Annotated in this window: 12 protein-coding genes; 8 read left to right on the forward strand and 4 right to left on the reverse strand. The window is 57.4% G+C overall.

The features are described from left to right. The first annotated feature begins 142 nt into the window (after positions 1-142). Together H2O65_RS05415 and H2O65_RS05420 are read left to right on the forward strand one after the other, a co-directional pair. Positions 143-2260, forward strand: a complete 2118-nt coding sequence (locus H2O65_RS05415) for a type IIA DNA topoisomerase subunit B (protein WP_182140742.1) — start codon at positions 143-145, stop codon at positions 2258-2260. Between the two features lie 97 nt (positions 2261-2357). Further along, positions 2358-3377 (forward strand): hypothetical protein, encoded by a 1020-nt coding sequence (locus H2O65_RS05420; protein ID WP_182140743.1) that lies wholly within the window; start codon positions 2358-2360, stop codon positions 3375-3377. Between the two features lie 14 nt (positions 3378-3391). Here H2O65_RS05420 and H2O65_RS05425 read toward each other — a convergent pair whose 3' ends face one another. Then, complete coding sequence (locus H2O65_RS05425) at positions 3392-5821, reverse strand: DNA topoisomerase IV subunit A (RefSeq protein WP_310649220.1); 2430 nt, start codon at positions 5819-5821, stop codon at positions 3392-3394. Between the two features lie 66 nt (positions 5822-5887). Here H2O65_RS05425 and H2O65_RS05430 point away from each other — a divergent pair, with 66 nt between their 5' ends. Next, complete coding sequence (locus tag H2O65_RS05430) at positions 5888-6454, forward strand: DUF5998 family protein (protein WP_182140745.1); 567 nt, start codon at positions 5888-5890, stop codon at positions 6452-6454. Continuing rightward, positions 6451-7626, forward strand: coding sequence for an alkaline phosphatase family protein (locus H2O65_RS05435; RefSeq protein ID WP_182140746.1), 1176 nt, complete (start codon positions 6451-6453; stop codon positions 7624-7626). The genes H2O65_RS05430 and H2O65_RS05435 overlap by 4 nt, the downstream gene beginning before the upstream one ends. Positions 7627-7632: 6 nt before the next feature. Here the strand turns inward: H2O65_RS05435 and sepH are convergent, their stop codons facing one another. Then, positions 7633-8655 carry a septation protein SepH gene (gene sepH, locus H2O65_RS05440; RefSeq protein WP_182140747.1) on the reverse strand — a complete coding sequence of 341 codons (1023 nt, stop codon included), beginning with the start codon at positions 8653-8655 and terminating at the stop codon, positions 7633-7635. Positions 8656-8820: 165 nt separating this feature from the next. Between sepH and H2O65_RS05445 the strand changes: the two genes are divergently transcribed. Genes H2O65_RS05445 through H2O65_RS05460 form a run of 4 tightly spaced genes read left to right on the forward strand, consistent with a single transcriptional unit; the run spans position 8821 to position 10947 of the window. Continuing rightward, positions 8821-9123 carry a DUF4193 domain-containing protein gene (locus tag H2O65_RS05445; RefSeq protein ID WP_182140748.1) on the forward strand — a complete coding sequence of 101 codons (303 nt, stop codon included), beginning with the start codon at positions 8821-8823 and terminating at the stop codon, positions 9121-9123. 11 nt (positions 9124-9134) lie between these two features. Further along, the gene (locus H2O65_RS05450; RefSeq protein WP_182140749.1) at positions 9135-9788 is read left to right on the forward strand and encodes a DUF3710 domain-containing protein; all 654 of its coding nucleotides are present in this window, start codon (positions 9135-9137) and stop codon (positions 9786-9788) included. Beyond that, complete coding sequence (locus H2O65_RS05455) at positions 9775-10161, forward strand: OB-fold nucleic acid binding domain-containing protein (RefSeq protein WP_182140750.1); 387 nt, start codon at positions 9775-9777, stop codon at positions 10159-10161. Before H2O65_RS05450 ends, H2O65_RS05455 begins: the two co-directional genes overlap by 14 nt. Positions 10162-10191: 30 nt before the next feature. Next, complete coding sequence (locus tag H2O65_RS05460) at positions 10192-10947, forward strand: DUF3159 domain-containing protein (protein WP_182140751.1); 756 nt, start codon at positions 10192-10194, stop codon at positions 10945-10947. On the opposite strand, the gene H2O65_RS05465 is transcribed toward H2O65_RS05460, so the two are convergent. Together H2O65_RS05465 and H2O65_RS05470 are read right to left on the reverse strand one after the other, a co-directional pair. Further along, entirely contained in the window at positions 10944-11606 is a 663-nt protein-coding gene (locus H2O65_RS05465; RefSeq protein ID WP_182140752.1) for a TrkA family potassium uptake protein, read from the reverse strand. The two genes, H2O65_RS05460 and H2O65_RS05465, sit on opposite strands and share 4 nt — an antisense overlap. Then, positions 11603-12274: a TrkA family potassium uptake protein gene (locus tag H2O65_RS05470; RefSeq protein ID WP_182142679.1), complete on the reverse strand. Its 672-nt coding sequence runs from the start codon at positions 12272-12274 to the stop codon at positions 11603-11605. Before H2O65_RS05470 ends, H2O65_RS05465 begins: the two co-directional genes overlap by 4 nt. Positions 12275-12327 lie beyond the last annotated feature (53 nt).

A 12327-nucleotide genomic window follows, 5' to 3' on the forward strand; every position in this document is an offset into this window, starting at 1 on the left:
GTTGAAACTGTCATAGCTACATAAAAGCACGACCAGCCGAAAAAACGCAGTGCTGTTCCACTTCTTTCGCCGATGGCACAAGGCATTGGGTTCGACGGCGGGGGAGTCGAGAGCAACGCTCGATTGCTTCTATGATCTTCAAGTGAGTTCGAAACAGACAAAGGCACAAGCGAATGAGTACTCTGCACGGCATCTGTCCGTACTAGAGGGACTCGAAGCCGTGCGTAAGCGCCCCGGTATGTACATCGGATCAACCGATGAGCGCGGGCTGATGCATTGTGTTTGGGAGATCGTTGACAACTCGGTGGATGAAGCACTGCAGGGGGAGTGCAGCCGGATCGAAGTTATACTGCACGCTGACCGCTCTGTATCTGTCATGGACGACGGGCGCGGGATCCCAGTGGACACGGTACCGGGAGTGGGCCTGTCTGGAGTGGAAGTTGTCTTCACCAAGCTGCACGCGGGCGGCAAATTTGGGGGATCTTCGTACACATCGTCCGGAGGTCTGCACGGAGTAGGCGCCTCAGTGGTTAACGCACTGTCGGCCCGCCTTGACGTCGAAGTTGATCGTGGGGGGAAGACCCACAAGATGAGTTTCCAAAGGGGCGAACCCGGAAAGTTTTCCGATGGGCCACACCCTCACCCAAACTCTCCATTCACACCGTTCCAGGACGCACAAACCATCGAGGTCGTAGGTAAGGTTCGCAGGGGAGCCACCGGTACCAGGGTGCGCTTCTGGCACGACTTCCAGATCTTTCCAGAGTCCGAAGCATTCTCTTGGGATGCGCTGGTTTCAAGAGGTCGCCAAACGGCGTTCTTGGTTCCCGGGTTATCCATTGTCTTACGCGACGAACGCGGTCCCGAGTACCTCCAAGAGGAATTCTGCTACGAAGGTGGCATCTCTGATTACGTAGAGTTCCTGGCAGTCGATCGTCCCGTCACGGATATTTGGCGAATTACTGACTCTGGTACGTACGAAGAGACTGTCCAGCAGCTGGGCGACGACGGGCACCTTCGCCCAGCAACAGTACAGCGCACCTGTGAGGTCGACGTCGCGCTGAGGTGGGGGGTTGGGTACGAAACGTCCTTGAAGTCTTTCGTTAACATCATTTCCACACCCAAAGGTGGAACACATGTTCAAGGTTTTGAGCAGGCTCTACTCAAGGTATTCCGCAGTCAGATCGATAAGCAGTCACGCCGCCTCAAGTTAACGGCCAAAGATGGTCGTCTCGAAAAGGACGATGTGATGGCGGGTCTGACTGCAGTAGTCACAGTTCGTCTGCCTGAGCCACAGTTTGAGGGACAGACAAAAGAGACTCTGGGTACACCGCAGGTTCGCCTAGTCGTGTCACGCGTAATCTCGAAGTGGCTTGAGGACAAACTTGCGAAGTCTGGACGTGCCGACAAACAGGAGAACCAGGCACTAGTTGAGAAGCTGGCCGGTGAGATGAAGGCGCGCACCTCAGCGCGGCTTCACAAGGAAATCTCCAGACGCAAGAATGCGCTAGAGACTTCTTCACTACCGGCCAAGCTGGCAGACTGCCGCACGACTGACGTTGCGCGTAGCGAACTGTTTATCGTTGAAGGTAACTCCGCACTGGGGACAGCCAAAGCTGCACGCTCATCAGAGTTTCAGGCACTGTTCCCAATACGTGGCAAGATCCTCAATGTCCAGAAGGCATCCACATCCGACATGTTGGCCAACGTGGAGTGCTCAAGCTTGATCCAAGTGATCGGTGCTGGCTCAGGTCGAACATTCGACATTGATGCTGCGCGCTACGGGAAGATCATTCTCATGACGGATGCCGATGTTGACGGAGCACACATTCGCACATTGCTCCTTACCCTGTTCTTCCGTTATATGCGACCACTTGTTGAGGCCGGGCGTGTGTTCGCGGCCGTTCCGCCTCTCCACCGGATCGATGTTCCGGGCCGCGGCAGAGCGAAGCCGGAGATTATCTACACCTATTCTGAGGCGGGCCTGCACGAGGAGCTGCGGAAGCTGTCGCAGCAGCGTAGAAAGTACAAGGAACCAATTCAGCGTTACAAGGGGCTCGGAGAGATGGATGCCGACCAACTCGCTGAGACAACCATGGATCCAGGCTCGCGACGTCTGCGCCGGGTGACCCTTGGAGACGAAGAAGCTCTGCGCGAAGCGGAGAGCGTATTTGAACTTCTCATGGGATCAGTTGTAGCACCGCGAAAGCAGTTCATTGTAGACGGTGCACGCTCGGTTGTTCGTGATCGAATAGACGCTTGAGAGTCCCTGACTCGACGTCGTTTCTTCACCGCGCCTCACGCTACTTCAGCTTTCCAAGTTGCCATCCTGCTGCATATGGCCGTCAATGCGATATTGTGTGTCGGTGACCGTTGACCGCATGAAACTACCCCTGCAGCACGTAGGGGTCGTCTGGGAACACCTGAAGCCCACCCATGCAGACCAGTTGGTAGAACTTTTGGCTCTCGTCGAGGAGTCTGAGGGAGTGCCCTACAGGACCTCCCGTGCGGAAATTGAGGATATGTTCTCCAGATCCGAAGACAACTGGTCGGGGGTTGCTGGTTTCGACCGAAACGGGAGCGGAAAAATGCTCGCCTTCGGATATGTGGGAGTTAGCAGAGATGGGTTAGAGCAGGCAGTTTGCCAAGGTGGAGTTGATCCTTCCAGCCGCGGTATAGGGATCGGTTCGTCGCTGTTGGAGTGGCAGACGAAGGCAGGAGCCGAACTCGTGCAATCCCACTTTGGCGGGGGACGAGGACGTCTTACCCACACGATTCACGAGCGTAACTCCGAGTTCCTCGCGGTGCTTGAGTCTTTGGGCTACGTGTGGGAGGGCAGCGCCACTGAGCTCCGTATCCCACTTCAACGTTGGTGCAGCCCGAAGGCACTACCAGCACTTCTTGACATAGTCCCATGGACGCCTGAGATGGATGATGGGACGCGGCGGGCATTCAACCTTGTTAATGGGGAGATCTCCCAGCAGTCGCTTCGCGCATCAAAGTCCGACTGGGCAGAGATCAATGCTGGGATTCGCAGAGACTGGTCGTTCGTTGCCCTCAACAAAGAGGGCGACAGGCCCAGGGTGAGTGGATTTATTTCAGTTGGTGGGTATGAGCAGGACTGGGAGGCGCTGGGCTGGCGTGAGGGAGTTCTGCAGATTGTTGCGGCTCTTGACACCAACACTCGCGCCAACGTTCTTGAGGCACTCATCGATGCGAGCGTGAGAGCACTGCTTGAGGCGGATGTCGACAAGATGAGCGTGACGTTGGATCCGACGCAGGATGAAGCGACGATGAAGTTCTACAGGGACAGAGGCTTCGAAGTCTCTGCGTGGTTCCACACATACTCGAAGCCTCTGGATTCTGGAGCAGAGAACTAACCCCAAGTCGCTAGTTAGCCAAGGGCCTCAATCACTGAAGCAACTGCCACGCCGGAGGCATCACGTTTTCCAAACTCGGAGGGGAGCGCCACCGGTGTCCCTGCTGCACTTGTCGCCACCGGGCGGAACGCACCGGCCCATGCCATCCTGAGGTGGCCCTCATCCTTGAGGAATCGGTGGCAGCGCACGCCCATGGTTGCCCGACCTTTTGCGGGGTACTCTGCAAGTGGAGTCAGCTTTGCGGTCCCTGGAACCGTTCCGGGCAGGCCATCTTTCGGCTCGGTGACCGTGGCAACAACTGCGGTGGGTGTTTCTTCAACTGCCGCAAAGAAGATTGCTTCGTCATTGCTAGCGAGTTTGATCCCGGCCATTCCCGCAGCCGGAGATCCCTGGGGGCGTACCGTGTCGATGGGGAACTTAAGTAGTTGTGCTGACCGGGTCAAGAAAACTCCAAAATCAGTTGCCTGACTGTTTGAAGCGCCCACCACCCGATCGTCCTCGTCCAGTTTTACTACCGGCCAGGTATCTCTGTTGCTTGGCCAGTCTGGTTTGACCCTCTTAACGATGCCCTTGCGCGTCCCCAAGGCAAGCACCTTCGAAGCGTCATCGGAAACGACAGCTATTGCCTCAACGTCGCGACCCAGTGAACCGCTGACGATATCCGCCAGGGCAACGGTTCCCGCAAGTGACTGGCCGAGGTCGGAGCGAACGAGGGCGGGTAGAACCTCGACTGGGATGCGGTGCGCGTTCCCATCCGAAGTTAGCACCACAACTTGCCCGCGGGTCGTTGTAGCACCCCACGACCGCCACGAGTCGCTTGCGTCGCTCTCGGGGTTCGCTGGTGGCTGCTCTCCAGGAATCCTTGCAATTCCCCCCGAGGGCGTGAGCACGACGATGCAGGGTTCATCAGCGATCTCGAGGTCGCTCCCACTGCTGGAAGCACCAACGGGTACGGCCTCGTCAGATAGGAGAACAGTGCGCCGCGGTGATGCAACAGCCGCCGCAGTCTCTTGAAGGTCATCCGCGACCTTCTGTTCTAGGAGCGTGCGCGAGGATGCGATTGCGCGAAGTTTGTCCAAGTCAGACTCAAGTTCGTCCCGCTCATTCTCCAGCTCGATACGGGAAAACTTTGTCAGCCGTCGCAAACGTAACTCAAGGATGTAGCGTGCCTGCACTTCGGAGAGATCGAAGGCGAGTTGCAGGCGCTCTCTAGCCTCTTCGGCGTCCCCGGATGAACGAATGATGGCGATAACGTCATCGATGTCTAGAATCGCTCGCAGAAGGCCCTGGACTAGGTGAAGCCGCTCTTCCTTGCGTGAGATCAAGAAACGAGTGCGTCGAAGGGTGACATCAATTCGGTGAGCGATGAACACCTGCAACATGTCGGCAAGCGTCATTGTCTTGGGTTGGCCATCAACAAGTGCAACCGCGTTGGTTGCGAATGATTCTTCAAGTGGCGTGTACTTGTACAGTAGCGCCAAGACAGATTCGGGGTTGAAACCGTTCTTCACGTTGATGACTAAGCGCAGTCCGTGCTCGCGATCAGTGAGGTTTGTGACTGCCGAGATGCCTTTGATTTTGCCGGAGTTGACGCTGTCTTTGATGCGTTCGATCACTCGCTCGGGGCCGACCATGTACGGCAGCTCAGTGACAACAATGCCCATCTTCCGCGCGGATACACGCTCCATAGTTGCCTTTGCGCGTACTTTGAAAATCCCCCGCCCAGTCTCGTATGACTCTTTTACCGCTGCAAGGCCAGGAATGATGCCGCCACCGGGGAAGTCAGGCCCGGGAACGAAGCGCATCAGATCTTCTGTCGTGGCCTGGGGGTTCTTGAGCAGGTAGAGGGCAGCGCGCAGCGTCTCAGCCGGGTTGTGTGGTGGGATTGAGGTCGCCATGCCAACCGCGATGCCTGATGCCCCATTCACCAGAAGTGATGGGAAGTCGGCGGGCAACACTTCGGGCTGTTGGAATTGGTTGTCGTAGTTGGGAACAAAATCGACTGCGTCCTCGTCCAGACCGCTGGTGAGAAGTGCGGCCGAGGGCGCCAGCCGGGCTTCTGTGTACCGGGCTGCGGCAGGGCCATCGTCAAGTGAGCCGAAGTTGCCGTGACCATCGACCAGTGGGAGGCGAAGGTTGAAGTCTTGCGCGAGCCTGACCAGTGCATCATAGATTGGCGCATCTCCGTGGGGGTGCAGCTTCCCCATCACCTCGCCGACGACCCTCTGCGACTTCACGTGTCCGTGACTGGGCGACAACCCCATCTGCTGCATCTGGTAGATAATGCGTCGCTGAACTGGTTTCAGGCCGTCTCTCGCATCCGGTAGGGCCCTTGCGTAGATGACCGAGTAGGCATATTCCAAGAAAGAGTCACGCATCTCTACGGAGACGTCTACCTCATCAATTGAATGCTCTTCATTCTTGCCGACCACGTTAATTGCCATGGGGGACATTATTGTGGACTTTAGAGGTTCTACCGACCACCCACGCTAACGGAGGGCAAAACAGCAATGATTGGATTCGACAAGATCCGCCAATCTGGGTTCCATGCGGACTTGATTGAGAGACTCGTCAAACAGGTGAATGGGGGACAGATACCCTCCCACAACCTGTTTCTGCTTGAAACGACCTTCGATGATGACTCAGTCTTCCGGCATTTTGACTACCTGGGGTTGTCCGGTGCGCTGCTCACTTCAATCCATATTGACGAGCTGGCGGCCGGAGCCCGCTGGTATATGAACTTGCTCCCGGTTCGTCACGTCACAGGTCTTGAGGTGGCACAGGTTGCGCTTCCCCTGCAGCCCGCCGATAAGGATGTACCAGCTGCCACACATGGTGACGCCGGTGACGACAATCACGAAGTGGGGTTGACCGTCGTAGTGTCGTCCTCCAGCCAACGCTCCTTGGAGCTGGAGCCGTTGCGCTGTGATGACCCGGCGTGTACCGCCGATCACGGGTACGTCGGAGGAGGGAAAGATGAGGGCCTGGTGATGACTTTCGGGGCGCAGTCTGCCAGTTCCAACGAGGACGATGCGATGGAGTTTGTTGCCGCACTATCCACCGCCATGACGCTATGACCGGCCAGTACATTCCGGGTCAAGTTGAGGGTGGCACAGAAGGGTTTCCTCCGGGGGTGCAGGCGCCTGTTCCACCGCCGCCACTGTGGATCGGAAGCATCATGAGTGCTGCGGCCCATGCTGGCACCGAGGGTGCCTTCGCTGGTGCTGGGGGTGCTTCCAGTGCTGCTGAGTCTTTTGGGTTAACCACCGGAGAGCCGGTGATTGTCATTCTTGTGGATGGTTTGGGGTACAACCAACTTCTGGGCCACCTGGGTCACGCTCAAACGTTACGCGGACTCACAAACCGCCCCGTCGCAGCTCAGACATGTGCGCCCTCGACAACTGCGGCTGCCCTAACTTCCCTGGCTACCGGAAAACTACCCGGGGAAACCAGGATGGTCGGATATTCCGTCAGACATGGATCAGGAGTGATGAACCTGCTCCAGTTTGCCGAGGGCGTTGACGGGGCAACTTGGCAGCCTGAAGAGACAGTTTTTGAAGCAATGGCAAGCCAGGGGTTTGAAAGCGTAGTCGTTACGGACCAGAGGTTCATCGGAACGGGACTCACGCATGCTGCCATGCGAGGTGCCAGGTTCGTTGGAGCGAAGGAGCTCGGTAGCAGATTCCGCTGCGCTGGCGCGGAGGTTCGCAAGCACGTTCCTCTCACGTATGTGTACTGGTCAGGGATCGATAAGGTCGGGCATAAGTACGGGCCGAACTCTCGAGAGTGGGCAGAAGCCCTTGAAGACTTCGACGCTGAGCTTGGAGCATTCCTAAGTACAGTGGATGGCACAGCCCAGGTCATCTTGACCGCAGACCACGGAATGGTTGAGGTTGACCTACGCGTGGACATTGCACGCATCGCGGAGCTGTCGCGGGGTGTCGAGGTGCTTGCGGGGGAGGGGCGCGCGGCCCACGTTCACGCGGAGCGGGGAGAGGAGCGTGCTGTCGAAGAACGTTGGCGCAACTTCTGGGAGGACAGGGCCTGGATCTTCAACCGAGAAGAAATCCCCGCCATTGTAGGATCTGGGCCCGGATGTGACCTCATTGGTGATCTCCTGGTAATGCCGAAGGGAAACGCTGTCGTGGTCGACTCCCGATCTCAGACAGCGTCTTCAATAGCGATGCCCGGAGTACACGGTTCCCTGACGAAAGTTGAGATGGAAATCCCCGTGTGGCGACTGGTTTAGGCCGCCTTAGTCTCCACGCGAGCCGAAGACAATCTCATCCCATGAAGGCATGGGGGTCCGGCCGCGCTTCTTGTTGGTTTCTGCACTCTTGACTACGGGAAGATCTCGGTCAGCGATGGGTTCCGCAGTGAGTTCGAGCTGCTCCTGGGACTCAGAGGAGTCTAGTGACTCAGAATCATCCCGGCTGGGTTCTGGACTAGCCGCACCGGCAGTGGCCCCTTCAGCGTGGGTCTCGGCAGGGAGCGAAGCGGAATCATCGGGTCTCAGAACAGGCACCAGAGGGACCGTGTCGAGATGTTCTTCATCATTCTCAAAGCCCATCATCACCGGCTGCCTTCGGCCACGTGCAGCACTGAGGCGCTTCAAGAGTTGTTCCTGACGGTCTAGGAGGAGATCTCCTGTATCACTGACAGGCTCGATTGTCGCAGAAGCCACCGGCGCAAAGAGGGCGCGCACAGGCTCTGGCTTACGTGCGGACTCAGTCAGACTACGGGCCGCATCATCGGCCGCTGCGGCAGTATTGGTGAGGTCGGAGAGGGTCCAAGTGGCAGACTTTTCGACTTCATCCTCAATGAAAACAACCGAGACCTCCCACGCCGAGTTACCGCGCTTCGCGGCCTGCCAGGAGAGCTGGTCGGTGTCGACACCGCGTTCTGCTAGCCGATCGACAACGAGTTCGCCAAGCCTTGGCCCGTCTGTATCGGAACCAACTGGAGAAGACAACGCTAGGTCGATCGACCGGAGGATCTCAGCTCGCACCGGGCCTTCAAACCTCCGAATGCGCTCAATGTCCGTGTTGGTTTGTGCAGCGATTTGTGCGGGTGAGACACCTTCCCTGAGGAAGGCTTGGATCTCACGGGGTGTAATGCGGCGCACTGGCTCGTCTTCAACTGGCTCGAGAGTCGCGCCTCGGATTACTGCGGCGGTGAGGTTCTCCGTTAGCGCAGCCGCATACTTGCGTCCGTCCTCGTCCACAAAAAGAAGCGCGTCGCTTTCAGCATCACGTCCCACAAACTCAAGAACAATCATCTGGGCCACCTTTCCAACCCAATGGTGCCAAACTAACGGGCAAGATTGCGGATGCTATGGGGCGTGTTCGGATAGCAGATGGAAACATGGCCCCAGAGGTGTTAGTATCCCCGCGGTTGCCCCTATAGGTTTACCAAGACACGACAGGGTCGCGAAAGGACAATAATGGCCACTGACTACGATGCTCCTCGCAAGTCTGAAGAGGATCTTTCAGAGGACTCAATTGAAGAACTCAAGTCCCGTCGTTCCGATATCGGATCGAATGATGTGGACGAAGATGAGAATGAGGCGGCAGAGAGTTTTGAGCTCCCTGGTGCCGACCTCTCTAAAGAGGAGCTCACCGTGCTGGTTGTACCCGCACAGGAAGATGAGTTCACCTGCGTTTCTTGCTTCTTGGTGAAGCATATTTCGCAGCTCTCCCCAGAAAGCGATCCGGGTGCACCGATGTGCCTGGATTGCGTTGCTTAAGAAGGTGCCGAATGGCATTTTTTCGTCGTAAGGCAAAACAACCCGCGGGGCTCGACGGGGCGAACACCGATGACTCGTATAGCGAGTTGGAAGTAGACGCGGAAGTTATGCCACGTGGACCTAGGGATTCTGGTGGATCCCCAGTTCCGGGCGGGTATGTCGACCTCGGGGCGCTCTATGTTCCTAGGCTTCCTGGCCTTCAGTTGCGCGGAAAATTTGAAGCCGACAAGACCACTCTCTTTCGGATGCTGCTTGTGCTTGGGACGTCAGGAGTCACCGTTAGCGTTGCTGCCGCACCAAAGTCTGGCGGCGCCTGGAGCGAGCTCTCAGACCAGATCGAGACTTCGATTGTCTCAGCAGGTGGAGTGGTGGAGCGACAGGTTGGTCCTTACGGCACGGAGCTTCACGCTAAGGTGGCGGCAGTCCTTCCCGACGGAACACGCGGGTTCTCGCCACTGAGGATTATCGGTGTCGAAGGTCCTCGATGGGTGGCTCGTCTCGATGTCGCAGGGGCTGCGGCCGGAGGGGATGAGGCACAGATGGCTGCTTGTGAGCAGCTAATCGATCAACTGATTGTCCACCGTGGCGATTCTCCAAGAATCCGTTTTGAGGTCCTGCCACTCACGTTGCCCAAGGATACGGCTGCGGTCGATGGACCTCGGTAGTCTCGCGCGAAGGCTCTTCCCAACGGGGAGCGCCGCGAGCGTGCAGACCGAGCAAGTAGATCCTCTTGCCGCGTGCACACTGGTCCCGGAGAGGCAACCAATCTCCTCGTGCATTCCTCGCCGAAGGTCCACCGTCGCTGGTCTGGTAAGAGAAGTCAGTTCGGTCGAGGTCGATGGTTCGACCTCGGTAGTAGTAGCTATCGAAGATGAACAGGGCGATAATTTGACCGCTGTCTGGCACGGTCGGAGAGAACTTCCGGGTATTGGTGTCGGGACGGCTCTCGCGCTGACCGGTACCGTGACAGAGGTGAAAGGGATCAAGAAGATGCTGGACCCCTCGTACATGATCATTAGCCCCAACTTGAAATCGTAGTTTTCCAAGCACTAGAGAGAAGGTGGAGTTGTGGCAATTGAGGAGCCGACCGGCCCCCAAGAGAGCGTCCTGCACACTAGCTCCCCGACGGCGGGTAAGGGCTGGGCGGCCCAACTTGATAACCAGGATTTCTCCATCGCCGAGTCAATAGGCGGATGGCGCGGAGCTGTTGAGTCGCTGCTTCCCGGACTAGTTTTTGTGGTGGCCTACGTGGTCACGCACAGCCTGGCATGGCCACTTGGTCTTTCAGGCGGGATCGCAGCTATCTTCATCATCGTGCGGCTCATCCAGCGAACGTCCATTACCCAGGCATTCACCGGGATGTTCGGAGTAATCATCGGTGTTGTCTGGGCGGCTCTTTCCGGGCGAGCAGAGAACTACTTCGCCTGGGGCCTAATCACGAATGCCGCCTTCTTGGTCGCGATGGTGGTTTCGCTCATTGTGCGCAGACCTGCTCTGACCTTGCTTATGCAGCTCCTTGTCGGACTCCCGGACGATTGGAAGTCAACGTCATGGGCACCTCTGCTCCGCAAGCGGGGTGCCTACGCGACCTGGGTGTGGGTCGCAGTCTTTGGCCTGCGGCTTGCAGTCCAAGCACCCCTCTACTTTGGCGGCAATGTTGTCGGCCTCGGCGTACTGAAGCTGGTCATGGGCTTGCCACTTTTTGCTGTTGCAGGTTGGGTGACATGGATCCTTCTGCGTGGGATCGTGCCGAAGTCTGACCAGGGAGAATCCGAGCAGAGTGGAGAAGATGCCGGTAGCAATCCCGGCGAAATCTCCGGCTAGGACACCAGCTCTTCAAGTGCAGCGAGCTCTTGGTCAGAGTTTCGTCCACAAATGATGATCAGCTCATCACCGGCGGCAATCTCTTGTACTTGAGCCGGAGAGATCGGTTCGCCACTGCTGACAATGGCAGCAAGAATGAGCCCACCGGGCATAGGCATGACTGATGGGGACGCGCCAACGATGGCAGATCCTCGTGGTATTTCTATTTGATAGACGGAAGTCGAACTGCTTCCAATTGCTAAGAGCCCGACCATCTCGCCCACGGACACTGCTTCCTCTACAAGGGTGGTGAGCATCCGTGGTGTCGAGGCCAGCACATCGACCCCCCAGCTTTCGTCGTACATCCATTCGTTGGCTGTGTGATTGGCGCGGGCAATAACCTGCGGAACGCCAAACTCTGTTTTTGCGAGGAGGGACACCACTAGGTTCACCTTGTCGTCGCCGGTTACGGCAGCGATTGCATCGGCATCGCGTGCTCCCGCTTCTTCCAGTTGAGTTGGGGAGCATGCGTCTGCGAGTACCCAGTCCGCATCGGGAACCAATGAGACCTTGATTGAGTCGGGATCATGGTCAACGATGACAACATCGTGGCCGTGTGTGATTAGCTGCGTCGCAATCGAACGGCCGACGGCACCGGCTCCTACGACAAGAATTCTCACTTTTGAGCACTCCCTTTCAGAGCAGCTGTGGGCGGGGGTGAAGTGAGAGTGTCGCGGACCTCCGCCGCCTTCGTGCCGTTGACCCCAATGAACAACTGGTCGTTCTCTTGCACCACCATGTGTGATTGCGCAACGAGGACCTTCGAGAGCCTCGAGACGAAGACCACCCTGCCGCCTGTCGCTGCCTCGACCGTCTGCAGAGGTACTCCATACCAGGCCTGAGTCGGTCGAGCAGCAATGAGCGCAACAGCCCCCGTCGGTCCTGTCCAAACGATTTCAGCATTTGGCGGAACCATGCGTTGGAGCACAGCCATTGCAGTTCTGCGGGTCGAGGCTACCGTCGGAATCCCCAAACGCTCATACAGCTCTGCGCGCTCAGGATCGGCAATTCGTGCCACGACTCTTTGGATTCCAAATGCTTCACTGACGGTACGAGTTGCGATGATGTTTGAGTTGTCACCATTGGATACCGCTGCGAATGCGTAGGCCTCTTGAATGTGAGCCTTCTTAAGTGTTGCGCGGTCAAAACCGTTGCCGTGGACGCGCTGCCCGGAGAAGTCTGGACCCAGACGCTGAAAAGCGCTGGACTGGAGGTCGATGATGGCAACTGAATGCCCCTGAGCGTCTAGTTCGTCCGCCAACATGGCACCAACTCGGCCGCAACCCATGATCACGAAATGCACGGTACCAAAGTACCATCGTGGAGCCCACTAGAACTACG

This window comes from Schaalia sp. JY-X169 (genome assembly GCF_014069575.1).
Lineage (GTDB): Bacteria > Actinomycetota > Actinomycetes > Actinomycetales > Actinomycetaceae > Scrofimicrobium.

What these genes read in the sequence shown, in the direction of transcription:
- H2O65_RS05425 (WP_310649220.1), bottom strand. Translation starts at nt 5,821, where the DNA reads ATGGCAATTAACGTGGTCGGCAAGAATGAAGAGCATTCAATTGATGAG.
- H2O65_RS05430 (WP_182140745.1), top strand. Translation starts at nt 5,888, where the DNA reads ATGATTGGATTCGACAAGATCCGCCAATCTGGGTTCCATGCGGACTTG.
- H2O65_RS05435 (WP_182140746.1), top strand. Translation starts at nt 6,451, where the DNA reads ATGACCGGCCAGTACATTCCGGGTCAAGTTGAGGGTGGCACAGAAGGG.
- sepH (WP_182140747.1), bottom strand. Translation starts at nt 8,655, where the DNA reads ATGATTGTTCTTGAGTTTGTGGGACGTGATGCTGAAAGCGACGCGCTT.
- H2O65_RS05445 (WP_182140748.1), top strand. Translation starts at nt 8,821, where the DNA reads ATGGCCACTGACTACGATGCTCCTCGCAAGTCTGAAGAGGATCTTTCA.
- H2O65_RS05450 (WP_182140749.1), top strand. Translation starts at nt 9,135, where the DNA reads ATGGCATTTTTTCGTCGTAAGGCAAAACAACCCGCGGGGCTCGACGGG.
- H2O65_RS05455 (WP_182140750.1), top strand. Translation starts at nt 9,775, where the DNA reads ATGGACCTCGGTAGTCTCGCGCGAAGGCTCTTCCCAACGGGGAGCGCC.
- H2O65_RS05470 (WP_182142679.1), bottom strand. Translation starts at nt 12,274, where the DNA reads ATGGGTTGCGGCCGAGTTGGTGCCATGTTGGCGGACGAACTAGACGCT.